At 35.6% G+C, this 19,485-nt stretch carries 17 protein-coding genes and 1 riboswitch; of the genes, 16 read left to right on the forward strand and 1 reads right to left on the reverse strand.

Annotated features, from left to right (window positions below; all coding sequences use genetic code 11):
- Window positions 1-13: 13 nt before the first annotated feature.
- The 6 genes from EsVE80_RS05185 (at window position 14) to EsVE80_RS05210 (ending at window position 6,573) form a co-directional block, all read left to right on the forward strand.
- Complete coding sequence (locus EsVE80_RS05185; protein WP_173102757.1) at window positions 14-766, forward strand: segregation/condensation protein A; 753 nt, start codon at window positions 14-16, stop codon at window positions 764-766.
- Window positions 756-1,340: an SMC-Scp complex subunit ScpB gene (gene scpB / locus EsVE80_RS05190; RefSeq protein WP_173102758.1), complete on the forward strand. Its 585-nt coding sequence runs from the start codon at window positions 756-758 to the stop codon at window positions 1,338-1,340. Before EsVE80_RS05185 ends, scpB begins: the two co-directional genes overlap by 11 nt.
- Window positions 1,340-2,059, forward strand: a complete 720-nt coding sequence (locus tag EsVE80_RS05195) for a pseudouridine synthase (protein WP_173102759.1) — start codon at window positions 1,340-1,342, stop codon at window positions 2,057-2,059. Before scpB ends, EsVE80_RS05195 begins: the two co-directional genes overlap by 1 nt.
- 51 nt (window positions 2,060-2,110) lie before the next feature.
- A riboswitch (FMN riboswitch) is annotated at window positions 2,111-2,232 on the forward strand.
- Window positions 2,233-2,361: 129 nt separating this feature from the next.
- Window positions 2,362-2,967 (forward strand): ECF transporter S component, encoded by a 606-nt coding sequence (locus EsVE80_RS05200; protein ID WP_173102760.1) that lies wholly within the window; start codon window positions 2,362-2,364, stop codon window positions 2,965-2,967.
- A gap of 583 nt (window positions 2,968-3,550) precedes the next feature.
- Window positions 3,551-5,053, forward strand: a complete 1,503-nt coding sequence (locus EsVE80_RS05205; RefSeq protein ID WP_173102761.1) for a YfcC family protein — start codon at window positions 3,551-3,553, stop codon at window positions 5,051-5,053.
- Between the two features lie 179 nt (window positions 5,054-5,232).
- On the forward strand, window positions 5,233-6,573 hold the full coding sequence (locus EsVE80_RS05210; protein ID WP_173102762.1) for a M20 family metallopeptidase: 1,341 nt from the start codon (window positions 5,233-5,235) through the stop codon (window positions 6,571-6,573).
- 183 nt (window positions 6,574-6,756) lie between these two features.
- On the opposite strand, the gene EsVE80_RS05215 is transcribed toward EsVE80_RS05210, so the two are convergent.
- The gene (locus EsVE80_RS05215; RefSeq protein WP_173102763.1) at window positions 6,757-6,984 is read right to left on the reverse strand and encodes a ferredoxin; all 228 of its coding nucleotides are present in this window, start codon (window positions 6,982-6,984) and stop codon (window positions 6,757-6,759) included.
- A gap of 29 nt (window positions 6,985-7,013) precedes the next feature.
- Between EsVE80_RS05215 and EsVE80_RS05220 the strand changes: the two genes are divergently transcribed.
- The 10 genes from EsVE80_RS05220 (at window position 7,014) to ilvB (ending at window position 19,485) form a co-directional block, all read left to right on the forward strand.
- Window positions 7,014-8,024, forward strand: a complete 1,011-nt coding sequence (locus tag EsVE80_RS05220) for a helix-turn-helix domain-containing protein (protein ID WP_173102764.1) — start codon at window positions 7,014-7,016, stop codon at window positions 8,022-8,024.
- 1 nt (window position 8,025) lies between these two features.
- Window positions 8,026-9,411, forward strand: coding sequence for a RecQ family ATP-dependent DNA helicase (locus tag EsVE80_RS05225; protein WP_173102765.1), 1,386 nt, complete (start codon window positions 8,026-8,028; stop codon window positions 9,409-9,411).
- A gap of 74 nt (window positions 9,412-9,485) precedes the next feature.
- Window positions 9,486-10,082, forward strand: a complete 597-nt coding sequence (locus tag EsVE80_RS05230; protein WP_173102766.1) for an SAG1386/EF1546 family surface-associated protein — start codon at window positions 9,486-9,488, stop codon at window positions 10,080-10,082.
- A gap of 72 nt (window positions 10,083-10,154) precedes the next feature.
- A complete protein-coding gene (cmk, locus tag EsVE80_RS05235) occupies window positions 10,155-10,829 on the forward strand; it encodes a (d)CMP kinase (protein WP_173102767.1) in 675 nt (224 codons plus the stop codon).
- Window positions 10,830-11,107: 278 nt separating this feature from the next.
- Complete coding sequence (gene rpsA / locus EsVE80_RS05240; RefSeq protein WP_173102768.1) at window positions 11,108-12,373, forward strand: 30S ribosomal protein S1; 1,266 nt, start codon at window positions 11,108-11,110, stop codon at window positions 12,371-12,373.
- 215 nt (window positions 12,374-12,588) lie between these two features.
- Window positions 12,589-13,899: a ribosome biogenesis GTPase Der gene (gene der, locus EsVE80_RS05245; RefSeq protein ID WP_173102769.1), complete on the forward strand. Its 1,311-nt coding sequence runs from the start codon at window positions 12,589-12,591 to the stop codon at window positions 13,897-13,899.
- A gap of 239 nt (window positions 13,900-14,138) precedes the next feature.
- A complete protein-coding gene (locus EsVE80_RS05250; protein ID WP_016172327.1) occupies window positions 14,139-14,414 on the forward strand; it encodes an HU family DNA-binding protein in 276 nt (91 codons plus the stop codon).
- Window positions 14,415-14,636: 222 nt separating this feature from the next.
- Window positions 14,637-15,383, forward strand: coding sequence for a C39 family peptidase (locus EsVE80_RS05255; RefSeq protein WP_173102770.1), 747 nt, complete (start codon window positions 14,637-14,639; stop codon window positions 15,381-15,383).
- Between the two features lie 698 nt (window positions 15,384-16,081).
- Entirely contained in the window at window positions 16,082-17,770 is a 1,689-nt protein-coding gene (gene ilvD / locus EsVE80_RS05260; protein ID WP_173102771.1) for a dihydroxy-acid dehydratase, read from the forward strand.
- A gap of 5 nt (window positions 17,771-17,775) precedes the next feature.
- Window positions 17,776-19,485: a biosynthetic-type acetolactate synthase large subunit gene (ilvB, locus tag EsVE80_RS05265; RefSeq protein ID WP_173102772.1), complete on the forward strand. Its 1,710-nt coding sequence runs from the start codon at window positions 17,776-17,778 to the stop codon at window positions 19,483-19,485.

Consider the following 19,485-nt stretch of genomic DNA (forward strand, 5'->3'; position numbering starts at 1 on the left):
GAGTTGGTGAATTATGAGTGAAATTAATGTTAAACTAGATGTCTTCGAAGGCCCATTGGACTTATTGCTTCATTTGATTCAAAAACTGGAAATCGATATTTATGATATCCCAATTGCAACTATTACAGAGCAATACATGCAGTATATTCACGCTATGCAGACTTTAGAACTAGAAGTTGCAGGTGATTACCTTGTAGTGGCAGCCACGCTTATGGCTATCAAGTCTAAAATGCTCTTACCCAAGCAAGAATTTGTAGTAGCAGAAGATGTATATGAAGAAGATCCAAGAGAAGTTTTGGTTAGTCAGTTATTGGAATACCGTAAATTTAAATATGCAGCAGAAGTTTTATCCGATAAAGCCAAAGAAAGACGCGATTATTTTACTAAAGAACCAATGGATGTCGATGATTATAAAGAAAATAATCCACTTTTACCAGCAAATCAATTAAATACAATTGACTTATTTTTAGCTTTTCACAATATGTTGAAAAAGAAGAAAAAACGTCAAATAGTTGAAACAACTATTGCTTCTGATGAAACAACGATTGAAGATAAAATGTCTTCTATAAAACTTGGTTTAGCTACTTTAAAATCACATGAAGGTAAAAATTTGACTGATTTTTTACAAAACTATACAAAAAGTGAAGTTGTCACTACCTTTTTGGCAGTATTAGAACTGATAAAAACGGGTAGTGTAATTATTACGCAATCAGAAAATTATGGTGAGATTATCCTATATGCAACAGGAGATAGCAATGAAAATTAGTGAATTAGAAGCCATTTTATTCGTAGTTGGAGACGAAGGAATCGGCTTAGAGGAATTGAGTTATTTATTAGAAACTAAAACAGCAATAACATATAAAATGCTACAAGAATTGCAGCACCACTACGATGAAAGTGAAAATTCTGCATTGCATATTTTAGAAGTTGGCAACCATTTTGTTTTAACAACTAAAAAGAAATTTGCTCCATTGTTAAAAAAATACGCACAATCTCCTATGGCCAATACGCTATCGCAGGCAGCACTTGAAACATTAGCAATTATTGCTTATAAACAGCCCTTAACGCGAATGGAAGTTGATGAAATTCGAGGAGTTCAATCTAGTGGATCAGTTCAAAAATTGGTAGCCCGACAATTGATTGAAGAAAAAGGTCGGGTTGATGGACCGGGCCGGGCAATTTTATATGGAACAACTGATTATTTTATGGACTACTTTGGTTTGAAAACGTTAGAAGAGTTACCAGATATTGAAGCGATGGAAGATGAATTGACTGAAGATGTTCCAATGGATCTATTTTATGATCGTTTTAGTGGAGCAGAAAATGGAGGACAAGAATAATGGAAAGACTACAAAAAGTGATTGCCCATGCAGGCATTGCATCACGTCGTAAAGCAGAAGAATTGATTAGTCAAGGTCGGGTTAAAGTTAATGGTACAACTGTAACTGAATTAGGAATTAAAGTCAGTCTCAAAGATCAAATTGAAGTGGACAATGTTCCAATTAATCAAGAAGAACCTGTCTATTTTATCTTTTATAAACCTAGAGGCGTAATTTCAGCAGTTAGTGATGACAAAGGCCGTAAAGTAGTAACAGACTACTTCATGGGGATTCCTGAACGAATTTATCCAGTAGGTCGTTTGGATTATGATACTTCTGGTTTATTATTAGTAACCAATGACGGTGCATTTGCTCAAAAATTAACGCATCCTAAACATGAAGTGGATAAAGTATACGTCGCGAAAGTCAAAGGTATACCAGAAAAGCAACAATTACGTCCGTTAAGTCGAGGATTATTTTTTGAAGGTGTCAAATATGCACCTGCACGGTATGATATTTTATCTGCGGATACTAAAGCACAATCCGCAATTATTCAGTTAACGATTCACGAAGGAAGAAATCACCAAGTGAAAAAAATGCTACAAGCAGTAGGATTGCCCGTTCAAAAATTAAAACGGGAAAAATATGGCAACTTGACATTGGGAAATTTGCGTCCAGGAGAGTATCGTCCCTTGCACAAAAAAGAAGTGAGTCAACTTTTAAATTTAGCCAAGAATTAATACTTGTATTTTTTTTCTTTTCTTATATAATGTAAGTGTAATTAAATAAAGGTTCGTCTTCAGGGGCAGGGTGTAATTCCCGACCGGTGGTAATAGTCCACGAACTGCATTAATTGTGGTTGAATCGGTGTAATTCCGATACCGACAGTAAAGTCTGGATAAAGAAGATAGGGCTTATTTGAAGTAGCTTATTTCAGATAACTCTAACTCTATTTTCCCTGTATGGAAAATAGAGTTTTTTTATTGGAAAAGTTATTTTAAATGGTTCGATTGAAGATGGGTCCTTAACTAGGAGGATTTCAATGAAGAACACAAAGGTACAAAAAATGGTAGCTGTCGCGTTATTTGCGGCAATGGGAGTTATTTTGCAGTATGTCGCATTTCCGCTTTTACCGGCTTTCTCTTTTATGAAAGTTGATTTTAGTGACATACCGGTTATGTTGAGTATGTTTTTATTCGGACCGATGGCAGGAATTGCCACAGCTTTTATTCGATCTGTATTACATTTACTAACTACGGGATTGGAACTAAGTAATTTAATTGGAGATGCAGCTAGCTTTTTTGCTAGTGTTCTCTTTACCTTACCGATGTATTATTTCTTTAATAGAAATAAAATTGGTAATAAAAAAACCACTAAAAAAGTTTTAGGTGTTACCAGCGGAATTTTAGCAATGACATTTTTTATGAGTATTGCCAATTATTTTGTTATTACACCTGTTTACTTGAATGTATTGGGGCTAACAGCTGATAAAATGTTGGGTATGTCTTTAGCGCAATATGTTGCGATTGGCGTTGTTCCTTTTAATTTATTAAAAGGTGGGATTGTCAGTGCAGCATTCTTAGTCATTTATACGAAATTACTGCCGTTTTTAGAACAAAAACGACGTAAACAACAACGTATTGGATAAAATAAAAAAGAGAGTGGAACAAACACTAGATTCACGTTTGTTCCACTCTCTTTTTTATTTGAAAAAATACCGTGTATACCAATACTCTGACGATATTTTGTTTTTCATTATTTTATTTATTATCGAAGTCTGAATATTCTTGTTAAAGTAATTTTCTAGCTTACAATGCTTAATAAAATACAATTTTTCTAACTCAAAAAAACATTGACTTTTTTTTATGAAATAAAATACAAAAAGAAGTAAAATGATAAAGCGTTTTCATCTTGTTGGGATTTTATATACAATGAATTGTATAATAATCAAAAAGATAATGTATAAAGAGAAATTCATCGCATTTTTAAAGGGGTATTTTTCATATTAGTAAAAAAATGTAGCGTTACAATTGTTATAGGAGTGGAACAAAGATCGTGGCAATCCGTTCTACTTACAAATACGTACACTATAAAATGAATATGCATAATAACAAAAAGAAAAAGACGATAAAAAAACTCTTGTAATTATTTCACAGATTGTCTTATCTTTGATAAAATAACTATGTAATCTATTTTATAGTTACAATATAGAAAAGAGAGGAAGAGAATAAATGGAAAATACGCAAACGAAGAAAAAATTTCAGATGCCTTCAGCGTACACGGTATTATTCATTATCATTGCATTCATCGCCATTTTGACTTGGTTCATTCCAGCCGGTCAATATAAAGTGGACGATGCTGGTAACATCTTAGCGGGAACCTATGAACGGGTTGCTCAAAATCCACAAGGGTTTTACGATGTTATGATGGCGCCAGTTTTAGGGATGTTAGGTTCTGATACAACAGATCCAGCCATCTCTATTTCATTTTTCATCTTAATCGTTGGGGGATTTCTTGGAATCGTTAACAAAACCGGCGCATTAGATGCAGGTATTGGCTCGATTGTAAAGCGCTTTAAAGGTCGTGAAAAGAACTTAATCTTTATTTTATTACCAATCTTTGCCTTGGGTGGTTCAACTTACGGGATGGCCGAAGAAACAATCCCATTTTATTCACTACTGATTCCAGTTATGATGGCAGTTGGTTTTGACTCTATTGTTGCTGTATCAATCGTATTAATTGGTTCTCAAGTTGGTTGTTTGGCATCAACAGTTAACCCGTTTGCCACAGGGGTTGCTTCTGATGCAGTGGGTATTTCAATGGCTGACGGTATGTTACTACGACTTATCATGTGGGTTGTCTTAGTAGGTATCTCAATTGCTTATGTTTATCGTTATGCAGCAAAAATTGAAAAAGATCCAACAAAATCAATAGTTTATAGCCAAAGAGAAGAAGATGCAAAACACTTTGATATTGAAGCAATCAGCCGTCAAGAAGGTGTAACGAAAAAACAACGAAATGTAAATATCTTGTTTATCTTGACATTCTTCTTAATGATTTTGAGTTTGATTCCATGGGAAGAGTTTGGTATTAATATTTTTGCGAACTTTACGAAATGGTTGTCCGGTCTTCCAGGTTTAGGCATGGTGTTAGGAAAAGACATGTTGCCATTTGGACAATGGTACTTCCCAGAAATTACAATGCTGTTCTTGTTGATGTCAATTATTGTTGCGATTGTCTATGGCTTTAAAGAATCAGATTTTATTTCTGAATTTTTAACTGGTGCTTCTGATTTAATCGGGGTTGCCATCGTTGTAGCCGTAGCACGTGGTATTCAAGTTGTCATGAACAATGGTATGATTACAGATACAATCTTAAACTGGGGTGAAAAAGGACTTTCAGGTCTTTCATCTATCATCTTTATCATTTTGACATTTATCTTCTACATTCCAATGTCATTCTTAATTCCATCAACATCTGGTCTTGCTGCTGCAACAATGGGTATTATTGGACCAATGGGTGAATTTGCTGGGGTTGGTAAAGATTTAGTTATCACAGCGTATCAATCTGCTTCAGGTTTGGTAAACTTAATTACACCAACTTCTGCTATCGTAATGGGTGCTGTTGCGATTGCCCGTATTGATATCGGTAAATGGTGGAAATACATCACCAAATTGATTGCAATCTTATTTGTTGCAATTTGTATCTTGCTTGCAATTGGAACAATGTTATAGAATGGACAATTTGCTGAAATTTAGCTAAGATAAGATTAACTTTATATCTATAACTGAGTTTCTCAGTTCTAAAAAGAGAGTTTCGGTTATCCTTGAAGCTCTCTTTTTCTTATTTTTGGTAATTTGTAAAAAAGTTATAGAAATTCACTTTTTTACTTTAAAATTTAGGAGGTAGTACAATGAAACAATTCGTTACCCAAAAACACCACGAAGAAGCAGTAGAGGCTTTAAAAAAATTAATTCGGGTTCCTTCTGTTCTGGACGAATCAGACAGTGGCAAAGGCCATCCATTTGGTAAAAATGTGGTCAAAGCTTTGGATCAAGTTTTAGAAATTTGTGCTGGCATTGGCTTTCGGACTTTTAAAGATCCTGAAGGGTATTATGCCTATGCTGAAGTCGGTGAAGGTGAAGATTTATTTGCGATTTTATGCCACATGGATGTAGTACCGGCAGCTGATCAAAAAGGCTGGAATACAGATCCTTTTGATCCAGTAATTAAAGACGGCGTTATCTATGGCCGCGGATCTCAAGATGATAAAGGTCCTTCAATGGCAGCACTCTATGCTGTGAAGGCATTAATGGATGATGGCGTTGAATTTAATCAACGTATTCGCTTTATCTTTGGTTCTGATGAAGAAAACTTGTGGCGTTGTATGGAAAAGTATAACGAAAAAGAAGAGAGTGCAACAGCCGGAATTGCTCCAGACCATGGTTTCCCATTAACTTTTGCTGAAAAAGGCTTGTTGCAAGCTTATCTAATTGGACCAGGAACAGATAAAATTACAGTTAATGCCGGTGGCGCACTAAACGTTGTTCCAGATACTGCACCGTATGAAGGTGAGTACGTTGAAGCAGTAAAAGAAGCTTTGGATAAGTTGGGCTTTTCTTATGAAATGGAAGGAAATGCAGTCGTTGTTCAAGGTAAGAGTGTACACGCAAAAGACGCACCAGAAGGAACCAACGCAATTACGCGGTTAGCAATGGCATTAAGCGAAGTTGTAGATTTTGCACCATTGAACTTCTTAGGTAAATTAGTTCAAGAAAATGCAACAGGTGAAAATGTTGTTGGCAAAACACAAGATGAGCAATCAGGTGAGTTAACGATGAACTTTGCTAGTCTAACAATTTCGCCAGAAGAAACAAAAATTGGTGTTGACATGCGTTTACCAGTAACCGTTAAAAAAGAAGATTTAGAAGAAAAAATCGCCACAAAAGTGAAAGAATATGATTTGACATATCAAGAATTCGATTGGTTAGATTCATTATATGTACCGCAAGATTCTACATTAGTAAAAACATTACTAGCAACTTATCGCGAGATGACAGGTGATATGACAGAACCAGAAATTTCTGGTGGTGCAACTTTTGCGCGCACGATGAAAAACTGCGTAGCTTATGGAGCGATGTTTGAAGACACACCAGACTTTATGCATCAAGCGAATGAACAATGGGAATTAGACCAAATGTACAAGGCAATGGATATTTACGCTGAATCTATTTATCGTTTATGTGCTAAATAAACTTATTAGTCAATAATTAAATTAATAAAAATGAATACCCCAACGAAATGATTTACTTGTTGCAGTTTTCTTTAACTGTAAGTAAGTGAAATCTATGTCGTTTGGGTATTTTTTTCTTTATAGTTTATTTTAAAGTTATTAGGTATTCTATTAATAAAAGTAGTATTTTTAAAGTAATTTCAACTAGCGTACTTTTTCTTTTTCAAGTAGAATTGCTCTGACGGGGCATTTAGCAGCGGCTTTTTTTACTGCTGTTATTTCTTCGACACGCACAAACTGTTTGTTTGCTTCAGGCTCTTCTTTAAACAAGACGATACCCGCTTCATCATAATCAAAAATATCTGGTGCATAAACTGCACAAAGGCCACAGGCGATACAGCGTTCTGGGACAAGACGACAAGTTGTTATCATTTTTCCACCAACTTTCAGGAGGATTTTTTATGGATCAATTTATTTTAGCCTTATTTTCAAGGGCTGACAAGTTAAAGACCAGCACGTTTTTTCATCTATTAAAAGGCAAGCGCACATCAGCTGTTATGAGTTATGCTTTTTTTATGGACTTATTACCTTTTTTGGGAAGTCAGCCTGATCTTTCTTTAAAAGAATTTGAAACAGTTATTACTAGTTTGGAAAAAGAAGGATTAATCGATAAGAATGACAGTGCTAGTTATGTGATTACACGAAAAGGAAGAAGTGAACTCAGACAAGAATTACAAACATATTTATTACAAGTAGATTATTTCAATTTTGGTCGCAGTGATGAAAATTGTTTCCGACTACTGACATACTTTATTCAGCAGGTTTCAACGGGCAAAAAAAGTTTACGCCCCTTAGAAACAAGTCCATTATTTACTAGACCAGTTGATCAGCTTCTCAGACGAGAAAAGGTAAATTCTAAAATTTTATATGAAGAAATCTATCAACTTTTTAATCATCTTAGTCAAGAAGCAGGTGATTTTTTGGCACAACAATTTAGCGGTTCAGATGTTGTGGCAAAAACTGCCTATCAGATACTCCCACAACCATTTCAAAAAACACCCTGGAATCGATTGTATCAAGCTAGTTGTTTTCATCCGTTATTAAAAGAAGTAAAAAATGCTCAAAGAAATACGCTATGTTATCAGCTGCTAAAAGGTCTTTTACAACAAAATTATAATAATAGCATGCTTTATACGCGGCGGCTCTTATTAAAGGGGATGTCTATCCCAGATGTTGCCCGTATCCGTAATTTGAAAGTAGGCACAATCTCAGATCATATCGTTGAATGGTCACTTTATGAAAAAAAATTCCCTTTTGATCGTTTTATTTCAGAATCTAGCGAGAGGAAGTTAGCTGTCCTAACTGCAACCGAAGATTTATATACTATGCGTTACAGTACTATAAATGAAAAAATTTCCATAGATTTTCTTGAATTTCGGTTGTATCAAATCAAACAAAAAAGAGGATGTTAGGATGACACTAGAAGATTATTTAAAAAAATATTTTGGCTATCCGACTTTTCGGCCAGGTCAAAGGGAGGTTATTACAGCATTATTAGCAGGTAAAGATGTTCTTGGGGTTTTGCCAACTGCGACGGGTAAGAGCTTATGTTATCAATTACCCAGCTATTTAATTCCTGGGCTTACAATTATTGTATCTCCGCTAATTGCGTTAATGGAAGACCAGGTAAGTCAAATAAAACGGGAGTTGGGATCAGCCGTAGCTTTAAATAGCCAGTTGACAGCAGCAGAAAAAGAATTCGTTTTAATTCATATAGCCGAGTATAAATTTTTATTCGTTAGTCCTGAAATGCTTTGGCAAAAGAAAGTTTTACAAGTACTTCAAAAACAAAAGATTGCATTATTTGTCGTAGATGAAGCACATTGTATATCTCAATGGGGAATTGATTTCAGACCGGAATATCGGCAATTAAATAAGGTTAAAGAATTTTTAAACAATCCCCTTACACTGGCATTAACTGCGACGGCACCACCATTTGTTCAAAAAGATATTGCCCAACTTTTACTTAATTCAAATTATCAATTAGTAAAAAAATCCGTAGATCGAAAGAATATTCGTCTTTTTGTTCGGCAGACAGAAGAAAAATTACTAGACTTAGAAAATTTGTTGAAAAATTTAACTGGACCTGGGATTATTTATTGTGCAACAAAAAAAACAGTGGAATTTCTTTACCAACAATTGAAAGAAAAATTTAATTTGGGCTTTTATCATGGTGGTCTAAATAGTAGTGAAAGAAGCCGGTTGCAGCTCCAGTTTCAAAGTAATCAACTGGATATTTTAATTGCGACCAATGCTTTTGGAATGGGGATTGATAAAAGTGATATTCGTTTTGTTATCCATTTTGATTTGCCTGATAGTCTTGAAAATTATGTCCAAGAAATTGGTCGGGCTGGTCGTGATGGCAATATGAGTCAAGCAATTTTACTTTATCAAAAAAATGATGAAAAAATTCATCATTACTTCAAACAAATGCGTCAAGATGAACGCAGTGGTTTTCAACAATTATTAGAGGAAAAATCTGATGGAGATAGTGAGCTACAAAAGAAGTGGCTTGACTTGAGTCGAAGTATCGGTTCAGATGAGGTATTGGAAGCATTAAAAGTAAATGAGCAGGTTAAAAGTGATAAATTAGCTCAAATGTTAGCATATATTCACACGACTACTTGTCGCCGCGCTTTTATCTTAGGTAATTTTGCTGAAAACATACTCCAAAAACCTGAACAATGTTGTGATAATGACAATGCAACTATAAGTTATGGACCAGTAGCTCTCAAAAAAAGTAATACGGTAAAACATTGGCAGGAGATTTTCCTAAAATTATTTAAAGAAACCAATTGAAGTCATATTTTAGCGACAACTATAAAATGCCTATGGTATAATACACAGCGAAAGCTTTTCGGGAGGTAGGAACATTGAGTAAAAAGAAAAATGATTTTGACAATGAAACACAAGAACCATGGGAACAACCAATTTATGACACTGACGATGAAACGACGTCACGCACACAACAGCGTCGTCAAAAACGGGGAACATCAAAATTCTTGGTTATTTTGGTAATTTTACTATCACTTTGTATTTTGGTGCCTGCAGGTTTTGTTATGTGGTTGACGCATGATAAAAAGAATGCTGATTCTACGCCATCAACAGCATCTTCCTCGTTAGTATCATCAACTAAAGAATCTTCAACCAATGAATCTTCAACGTCTGAAAGTTCAACGACAGAAACTTCTGAGAGCGAATCAAGTTCAAGCTCAAGCGAAGAATCTGTACCAAGTTCAACTTCAAGCGAAGAGTCAGTACCAAGTTCGACAGAAAATAATCAACAAGACCAACAAAATCAGCAACAAAATGCACAAGCTGGTGAACAATACATTACTGTTCAAAATGGTGAAGGGCCAAATCAAGTAGCAGCAAGAGCTGGAATTTCAGTCGATCAATTGTATCAACTAAATGGTATCGATCCAAATAATTTCTTATTATATCCTGGTCAACAATTACGAATCAAGTAAAAAAATAGCCGGTCCAAAAATCACGGCATTTTTGGTCGGCTTTCTTAATGTCTAAAGATAGGTGGCAAACAAATGAAAAAAATTAATATTGCTATTGATGGACCGGCTTCTTCGGGTAAAAGTACAGTAGCAAAAATTTTAGCAAAAGATTATGGATTTATTTATACTGATACAGGAGCGATGTACCGTAGTGTAACTTTCATGGCGATTAAGCATGAGGTCGCGTTTTCAGATGAACTAGGACTAGTTGAATTAATCCATCGCTATCCTATTACGTTTAAGCAAAGTGAAGTCGGACAATTAGTATTTATTGATGGAGAAGATGTAACCTTAGCTATCAGAAAATCAGATGTTACTAATAATGTTTCGGAAGTTTCTGCTCACGAATTAGTTCGAAAAGAATTAGTTAAGCAACAACAGACTATCGCCAAAGACGGCGGTGTCGTCATGGATGGGCGCGATATTGGTACTGCTGTTTTACCGGATGCTGAAGTGAAAATTTTCTTAGTTGCTAGCGTTGTAGAAAGAGCAGAACGTCGTTACAAAGAAAATCAAGCAAAAGGAATAAAAACAGATTTTGAAACTTTAAAAACAGAGATTGAAAAACGCGATTACATTGATTCTCATCGCGAAGTTTCTCCATTAAAACAAGCAGAAGACGCAATTTTAATTGATACAACGGGAAAAACTATTGCTGAAGTAGTTACTATGATTAAGGCTGTTGTCAGTCAAAAAGGCTATTTATAATTTTTGGACTTACGCTTTTGCGTGTAAGTCTTTTTATTTGGTGAAATTTTTTTTTAATCGGTATAATAAGATTAAGTGCTTGCTACAGACAAATTGCCGTCATTTTTATGGTAGAGTATATTAGTTATCATAGTTTTAAAAAGAAAAGATGCTAAATTGGAGCAAATTTCAAGAAATAATGGAAATCGCTTTATTTTTAAGGCATAATAATTTAAACTTAAACTTGTAGTGTGTAGTGCACAGCAATCAATTAATTGTTGGTTAGGAGGACATATGTCATGACAGAATTTGAAAACAATCAAGTAGAAAACGGCGAATCTATGGCGGATGCGTTGGAAAGCTTCCAAGAAGTAAAAGTGGGGGATGTTGTCAAAGGTGAAGTTTTAGCCGTTGAAGACAAACAAGCCATTGTGGGGATTGAAGGCGCTGGTGTAGAAGGAGTAGTTCCGGTAAAAGAAATATCTACTCTTCCAGTTGAAGACATCAATGAAGTTGTAAAAGTAGGGGATGTCTTGGAGCTAGTCGTTATCTCTTCGATTGGTAAAGATAAAGAAAACGGCAGTTATTTACTGTCTAAACGCCGCTTAGATGCAAAAAAAGTCTGGGAAGATATTGAACAAGACTTTAAAGATGGTAAAATTATTGAAGCTCCAGTAACCAATGTAGTTAAAGGTGGACTTGTTGTTGATGTTGGTGTACGTGGGTTTGTGCCAGCTTCAATGGTTGAAGATCACTTTGTAGCTGATTTTGAAGAATACAAAGGTCAAACTTTAACTTTTAAAATTATTGAAATTGAACCATCAGAAAATCGTTTGATCTTATCACATAAAGCAGTTGTGGAAGCTCAAAAAGCAGTTCGTAAAGAAGAATTGTTAAGTTCAATTCACGATGGTGATGTGGTTGAAGGTACAGTAGCACGCTTGACTGATTTTGGTGCTTTTGTAGACTTAGGTGGAATTGATGGATTAGTTCACGTATCTGAAATTTCTCATAGTCATGTTGATAAACCAAGTGATGCATTAAACGTTGGCGATAAAGTACAAGTAAAAGTATTGGCGATTGATCCAGAAAAAGAACGTATTTCATTATCTATTAAAGATACTTTGCCTGGGCCTTGGTCTGATATCGAAGAAAAAGCTGCAGTCGGGACGGTTTTAACGGGTACTGTTAAACGCTTAACGAGCTTTGGTGCTTTTGTAGAAGTATTCCCAGGCGTTGAAGGTCTTGTGCATATTTCGCAAATCTCTCACAAACATATTGCAACACCACATGAAGTGTTACATGAGGGTGATGAAGTACAAGTAAAAGTTCTGGAAGTAAATCCTGATGAACATCGTATCGCGCTTTCAATTAAAGCTTTAGAAGAAAAACCAGCTGAAGAAAAGATTGTTGCAGAAGATAGCTATGAGTTACCAGAAGAAAGTACTGGTTTTACAATGGGGGATATCTTAGGTCAAGCTTTAGCTGATAACGACGAAGATGCAAATGAAGAAACAATGATTTCAGAAGATGCAAATGACGTAGTGGAAGAAGACGAAGCGTAATTTTTTATAAGTTGTAAAAAATAGTGAGATACTGCATAATTTCTCTTATGAGATGCAGTATCTCTTTTATTTGATTTTACTTGCATGTTTTCTTGGCTTTAGGTAAACTAAGAAAGATTGTGCAAGTGGACTGTATTATCAGATGAATTTTATTATGATAAAGATAGAATTTTTAATTAGAAGAAAATGTTATAAAGAAATAAGGAGGTAGAGTTATGGCAAATCCAACTCTTGCAATTGTCGGCCGTCCTAATGTGGGAAAATCGACAATTTTTAACCGTATTGCTGGTGAGCGTATTTCAATTGTGGAAGATACTCCAGGCGTTACCCGGGATCGAATTTATGCAAATGGAGAATGGCTGGGTCGCGATTTCAGTATTATTGATACTGGCGGAATTGATTTGGGCGATGAACCTTTTATGGAGCAAATTAAACATCAAGCAGAAATTGCAATTGATGAAGCAGACGTTATCATTTTTGTTACTAGCGCCAAAGAGGGTGTTACAGATGCTGACGAAATGGTGGCGCGTATTTTATATCGCAGCAATAAGCCGGTAATTTTAGCTGTTAATAAAGTGGATAATCCTGAAATGCGTTCTGAAATTTATGAATTTTATTCTTTAGGTTTGGGCGATCCGTATCCCATATCTGGTAGTCATGGATTGGGACTTGGGGATGTACTAGATGAAGCAGTTAAGCATTTTACTGACGAGATGGAAGAAGAAGATGAAGGGGTCATTAAATTTAGTTTGATTGGTCGACCGAATGTAGGCAAATCTTCTTTAATTAATGCGATTTTAGGTGAAGATCGCGTAATTGTTTCTGATATCGAAGGAACAACTCGTGATGCCATTGATACGCATTTTATTTCTGAAAATGGACAAGAATTTTTAATGATTGATACAGCTGGTATGCGTAAACGAGGAAAAGTTTATGAAAGTACCGAAAAGTATTCTGTAATGCGGGCAATGCGTGCGATTGAACGTTCCGATGTGGTTTTAATGGTCTTAAATGGTGAAGAAGGTATTCGTGAACAAGATAAACGAGTAGCCGGGTATGCCCATGAGGCCGGTAAAGGAATAATTATTGTCGTTAACAAGTGGGATTTGGTTGAAAAAGAAACAAATACCATGCGCGACTTTGAAACAGAAATAAGAGATGAATTTCAATATTTGGATTATGCACCAATTATTTTTGTTTCAGCTGTTACAAAACAACGCCTAAACAAGTTACCTGAACTAATTGAAGAAGTTAGCATGAACCAAAATTTACGGGTTCCATCAGCCGTGTTAAATGATATTATCATGGATGCTGTTGCGATCAATCCAACGCCAACAGATAAAGGGAAACGGTTAAAGATTTTTTATGCGACTCAAGTAGCTGTAAAACCGCCAACATTCATTATTTTTGTGAACGAAGAAGAGCTGATGCATTTTTCTTACGCACGCTTTTTAGAAAATCAAATCCGGAAAGCTTTTACTTTTGAAGGCACACCAATTCGTGTCATTGCAAGACGCAGAAAATAGCGATTTTATCATATTTTTATTGCTTTATCAAAAGATAGCGCTCCTTTTTGATAAAAAGAAGAAGCTAGGTTAAAAAAGCTCTTTAAAATGCCCAAAATCCTTGATATTACAAGGTTCTTGTGATAACGTAGTATCAGAATATTGATACTGATCAATATTTTTCACAAAAGTTTGGACCACTCAAATTTTTTGTGAATTGATGTTTACATCATGACTCTTTTTAGGAGGTGAAATCATCCATGGCAAATAAAGCTGAATTGATCGAAAAAGTTGCACAAGCTACTGACTTAACTAAGAAAGATGCTACTGCAGCTGTAGATGCTGTTTTCTCAACAATCCAAGATGCTTTAGCTAAAGGTGAAAAAGTTCAATTAATCGGTTTTGGTAACTTTGAAGTTCGCTCTCGTGCGGCTCGTAAAGGACGTAATCCACAAACTGGTGATGAAATTGAAATCCCTGCAAGCAAAGTACCTGCTTTCAAACCAGGTAAAGCATTGAAAGATGCTGTGAAATAATTGCAGTGAAAAGACCGTTGGAGCTCTAGAGCTCTGACGGTTTTTTTGTTGTTTTAGAAGGCTAGCTCGTAAAATTTTTTAGATAAAACGATTTATTGAGAAGTATAGCTTAAAGTTCTGTTTTTTTATTAGATAAATTTAGTCAATTTTCTCCATTTAAAGCTTCCTTTAAGTTTAGCAAATTATACTGTAAGTATCTTAAAAGAAGGAGTGGTAGTGGTAATGATAAAAAAGGCTTTTTTACTAGTATTAGTCCTAACGGCAACCTTTTTGCTTCAAACAACAACTTTTAAGACGAATAAAAAAGGAATACAATCTTTTGAAAAAACAACTAATACAATAAATTTAGATCAAAAACTAGTTTCAGATACATTACTAGATATACCTCTTGAAAATCAATTTGAGGGTGATGTTCCACTTGAAAATGGTTGCGAAATAACAGCACTTTCGATGTTGCTGCAATTTTATGGTTATGAGACAAATAAAAATGAATTAGCACAAAAGTTAGTTTATGTACCTGTTTATGAAGATGAGGAAAATGACATCCATGGGGATCCCCGTAGCGGATTTGTTGGGAATATTTACGAGGGTTATCTAGCAATGGGTGGTTTTGTAGAACCAGTAGCCAAAGTAGCAAAAACAATTGTTCAAAATGATTACCACGTTATGAATTCAAATAATACGGATTTTGATGTTTTATTGCAACAAGTAAAGGCAGGTTCACCTGTATGGATTGTGACTACAGTAGATTTCGTTGTGCCAACTGAAGGAGATTTTATGCTATGGCAAACGAATAATGGAAGTGTTTCAGTAACATCGTTATGTCATGCGGTGGTTATGACAGGTGTTAAAGGATCAAATGTCTATGTTAATGATCCTTATGGGCAAAAAAACAAAGCTGTTAATTATGAGATTCTAAAAAGAATATACGAAAAGATGGGATCACAGTCACTTTATTTAATAAAATAGTTATCAGAATTTTATTACAGGTTTCATTGCTAAGATGGAAATCTTCTGTGCGCTCTTGTTTTTGGAGTACAATTAGTTTTTTTAATTTATAAGTAGTAAAAAAAATACTTTAGCTTTTTTAGATACTAACCAAAGTTTAAACTATTAAAAGGAAAAAAGAAAAGTTACACTATCGCTGTTCGTTAAAAAATTGGTTGTCCTCAAGACTGCACTGCAGTTTTGAGCTTTTTTTATTTATTTACAGCATAAAGGAAACTTTGTTGAAAATCATTTATAACAAGAATTATCGCATTAAAATAAGGCGAGTAATAATTGTATTCGTTAGAAAAGAATAGAAAATTCAACAATGAAAGTTTTGATTAGTGTGTCTAGTTGAAATAGAGGGTAGGCCGCCCCCTTTTAAAAATGGAAAATAAAAAATATTCTGAAAATTCGTTGACTTTAAGTGTGGAACACGATATATTTAATAAAATTAATTGAAAATACACTTTTTAGGAATAGAGGAAACCTTTATGCGTAAATCTAACTTGAATCATAAAATCGTCATTTTAATTATCAAGTCCAGGACTTAGAACACGGAGAAGTAATAAATCCGATTGTTTGAGTCCTATTTGCGTTAGCGAGAGGGATTCTTACTAAAGCATCCCAAAATGTTGGGATGCTTTTTTTCTTAAATTAATAAAATAGGAGCTGATGAAATGAGAAGTGATCAAATAAAAAAAGGACTCGATGCGGCACCAGCTCGTAGTTTATTGTATGCAACCGGACATGTTAAAAATATTCAAGATATGAATAAGCCTTTTATTGCGATTTGCAATTCTTATATTGATATTGTTCCGGGTCATGTTCACTTACGAGAACTTGCTGATGTAGCAAAAGAAGCAATTCGAAAAGCAGGAGGTATTCCTTTTGAGTTTAATACAATTGGCGTTGATGATGGAATTGCGATGGGACATATTGGAATGCGCTATTCATTGCCTAGTCGTGAATTAATTGCCGATGCAGCGGAGACGGTAATAAATGCTCACTGGTTTGACGGTGTTTTCTATATTCCTAACTGTGACAAAATTACCCCCGGAATGATTATGGCTGCAGTTCGTACCAACGTTCCTTCAATTTTTTGTTCCGGTGGTCCAATGAAAGCAGGAATTGATTTAAAAGGACATAAGGCGACTTTATCTTCGATGTTTGAAGCTGTTGGTGCTTATAAAGATGGCAAAATGTCAGAAGTGGATTTTAATTATTTAGAACAAAATGCTTGTCCCACTTGTGGCTCTTGTGCCGGTATGTTTACTGCCAACTCTATGAATTGTTTGTTAGAAATTTTAGGACTGGCATTACCAGGTAATGGGACAATTTTAGCTGTTTCTAAGGAACGAAAAGAATTAGTAAGGAAATCAGCTCATCATTTAATGAATCTTGTGAAAAAACAAATAAAGCCGCGTGATATTGTGACAAAAGCAGCAATCGATGATGCTTTTGCACTAGATATGGCAATGGGAGGATCGACAAATACAGTGTTACACGCCTTAGCAATCGCAAATGAAGCACAAATTAAGTATAACTTGGAAGAAGTTAATACAATTGCAAAACGGATTCCTTATCTAGCAAAAATTGCGCCATCTTCAGCTTATTCTATGGAGGATGTATACAAAGCAGGTGGTGTTTCTGCCATCATTAATGAATTAGTTCACATTGAAGGCGCGATTCACGCTAACCGAATTACAGTAACTGGTAAAACAATTCGAGAAAATGTTGAACAGGCTGCAATTAAAAATGAAGAAGTTATTCATCCAAAAGAAAATCCCTATAGTCCTGTTGGGGGGCTGTCAATTTTATATGGCAATATCGCACCAGAAGGTAGTGTCATCAAAGTTGGTGGAGTAGATCCTAGTATCAAGGTTTTTGTAGGAAAAGCAATTTGTTTTGATTCACATGATGCAGCGGTGAGCGCTATTGACAATCAGCTTGTTCAAAAAGGTCATGTAGTTGTTATTCGTTATGAGGGACCAAAAGGTGGACCAGGAATGCCAGAAATGTTAGCGCCGACATCGAGTATTGTTGGACGCGGTTTGGGAAAAGATGTGGCATTGATTACAGATGGACGTTTTTCAGGAGCGACAAGAGGAATAGCCGTTGGACACATTTCACCTGAGGCAGCAAGTGGTGGACCATTGGCTCTCATTTGCAATGGTGACGAAATCACAATTGACCTTATAAAACGAACCATTAACGTGAATTTATCTCAAGAGGAAATGGCCACTCGCAAAGAAGAATTACCACAATTTAAACGTAAAATCCAAAAGGGGTGGTTAGCGCGCTATTCAGCTTTTGTCACCTCAGCTCATACTGGTGGAATCATGAAATTACCAGAGGAAATGGAGTGAAATAGATGGCAAATACGCAAAAAAATACAAATGTAGCAGCAGAATTTTCGGGGGCAAAATTATTATTAGATTGTTTGGCAAAACAAGATGTGGAAATTATTTTTGGCTATCCTGGCGGTTCGGTCTTGCCATTATATGACGTACTTTATCAAGAACGTATTCCCAACATTTTAACCCGTCATGAACAAGGAGCGATTCATGCAGCACAAGGTTATGCTAAGTCGACTGGAAAACCGGGTGTTGTTATCGTTACGAGTGGACCAGGAGCGACAAATGTTGTGACAGGAATTGCAGATGCTATGAGTGACTCAGTTCCCTTAGTTGTTATTACAGGGCAAGTAGTGACACAAGGAATTGGTAAAGATGCTTTTCAGGAAGCAGATATTTTAGGTATCACTCTACCAATTACAAAAAATAATTATCAAGTCCGCAATAGTAACGACTTGCCTAGAATTTTAAACGAAGCCTTTCATATCGCCACTACAGGTCGCAAAGGACCTGTAGTTATCGACTTACCAAAAGATGTGTCAGTTTGTCAAACGACCGAAAAACCATCAAATGAATGCCATTTGCAAAGTTATCAACCCAATACGCAGCCATCTGAACTAAAGATAAATCGTTTAATGGGAAAATTAGCAGAAGCAAAATGTCCAGTAGTTTTGGCTGGTGGCGGTGTTGTGGCAGCAAATGCGGCAATAGAGCTTACTCGTTTCGTTGAAAAATATCAGATTCCTACGATCTCAAGTTTGCTTGGCTTAGGTGTTCTTTCAAGTAATCACCAATTATTTTTAGGCATGGCAGGAATGCACGGATCTTATGCCGCAAATATGGCATTAGCAGAGTGTGATCTTTTGATTAACTTTGGGTGTCGTTTTTCTGACCGCTTAGCAACTTCGCCAGCCGACTTTGCTAAAAATGCAGCAATTGTACACGTGGATATTGATCCTACTGAAATTGGTAAAATCATTCCAACTACTATTCCGATTGTAGCAGATGTAAAAAAGACACTTTTGAGTATGCTGAATAAAGAAATTAAAATGTCTGATATAAAAAAATGGCAATCGCTTTGCAAGCAACGAAAACAGGACAAACCATTTACTTATGATCGTAATAATATTGCTGAGATTAAGCCACAAAAAGTAATTGAGCTTGTGGGAAATTTGACAAACGGAAATGCTTATGTAGCTACGGATGTTGGGCAACATCAAATGTGGGTAGCACAGTATTATCCTTTTAAATTTGCCAATCAGTTGATTACAAGCGGTGGATTAGGCACTATGGGTTATGGTATTCCTGCTGGCATTGGGGCTAAACTTGGTAACCCTGATAGTCAAATTGTAGTTTTTGTTGGGGATGGCGGCTTTCAAATGACCAATCAAGAGCTTGCCATTTTAAATGAACACCAGTTAGATATTAAATTTATTTTGCTAAATAATCATTCACTAGGAATGGTGCGACAATGGCAGGAAGTATTCTTTGATAATCGGCGCTCGCAATCTGTTTTTAAAAATTCACCAGATTTCGTAATGTTGGCAGAAGCTTATGGCATCAATGGGGACAAAATTGAAAATCCAAAAACGATGGAAGAAGATTTTATAAAGGCTTTTAATAAACCTGGGCCAGGCTTAATTGAAGTTGTTGTCTCGTCTACTGAACATGTTTTACCTATGATTCCACCGGGAAAAGCCAATGATCAAATGGTAGGGGTGGACTAA

This window comes from Enterococcus saigonensis (genome assembly GCF_011397115.1).
Lineage (GTDB): Bacteria > Bacillota > Bacilli > Lactobacillales > Enterococcaceae > Enterococcus_C > Enterococcus_C saigonensis.

What these genes read in the sequence shown, in the direction of transcription:
- EsVE80_RS05185 (WP_173102757.1), top strand. Translation starts at nt 14, where the DNA reads ATGAGTGAAATTAATGTTAAACTAGATGTCTTCGAAGGCCCATTGGAC.
- scpB (WP_173102758.1), top strand. Translation starts at nt 756, where the DNA reads ATGAAAATTAGTGAATTAGAAGCCATTTTATTCGTAGTTGGAGACGAA.
- EsVE80_RS05195 (WP_173102759.1), top strand. Translation starts at nt 1,340, where the DNA reads ATGGAAAGACTACAAAAAGTGATTGCCCATGCAGGCATTGCATCACGT.
- EsVE80_RS05200 (WP_173102760.1), top strand. Translation starts at nt 2,362, where the DNA reads ATGAAGAACACAAAGGTACAAAAAATGGTAGCTGTCGCGTTATTTGCG.
- EsVE80_RS05205 (WP_173102761.1), top strand. Translation starts at nt 3,551, where the DNA reads ATGGAAAATACGCAAACGAAGAAAAAATTTCAGATGCCTTCAGCGTAC.
- EsVE80_RS05210 (WP_173102762.1), top strand. Translation starts at nt 5,233, where the DNA reads ATGAAACAATTCGTTACCCAAAAACACCACGAAGAAGCAGTAGAGGCT.
- EsVE80_RS05215 (WP_173102763.1), bottom strand. Translation starts at nt 6,984, where the DNA reads ATGATAACAACTTGTCGTCTTGTCCCAGAACGCTGTATCGCCTGTGGC.
- EsVE80_RS05220 (WP_173102764.1), top strand. Translation starts at nt 7,014, where the DNA reads ATGGATCAATTTATTTTAGCCTTATTTTCAAGGGCTGACAAGTTAAAG.
- EsVE80_RS05225 (WP_173102765.1), top strand. Translation starts at nt 8,026, where the DNA reads ATGACACTAGAAGATTATTTAAAAAAATATTTTGGCTATCCGACTTTT.
- cmk (WP_173102767.1), top strand. Translation starts at nt 10,155, where the DNA reads ATGAAAAAAATTAATATTGCTATTGATGGACCGGCTTCTTCGGGTAAA.
- rpsA (WP_173102768.1), top strand. Translation starts at nt 11,108, where the DNA reads ATGACAGAATTTGAAAACAATCAAGTAGAAAACGGCGAATCTATGGCG.
- der (WP_173102769.1), top strand. Translation starts at nt 12,589, where the DNA reads ATGGCAAATCCAACTCTTGCAATTGTCGGCCGTCCTAATGTGGGAAAA.
- EsVE80_RS05250 (WP_016172327.1), top strand. Translation starts at nt 14,139, where the DNA reads ATGGCAAATAAAGCTGAATTGATCGAAAAAGTTGCACAAGCTACTGAC.
- EsVE80_RS05255 (WP_173102770.1), top strand. Translation starts at nt 14,637, where the DNA reads ATGATAAAAAAGGCTTTTTTACTAGTATTAGTCCTAACGGCAACCTTT.
- ilvD (WP_173102771.1), top strand. Translation starts at nt 16,082, where the DNA reads ATGAGAAGTGATCAAATAAAAAAAGGACTCGATGCGGCACCAGCTCGT.
- ilvB (WP_173102772.1), top strand. Translation starts at nt 17,776, where the DNA reads ATGGCAAATACGCAAAAAAATACAAATGTAGCAGCAGAATTTTCGGGG.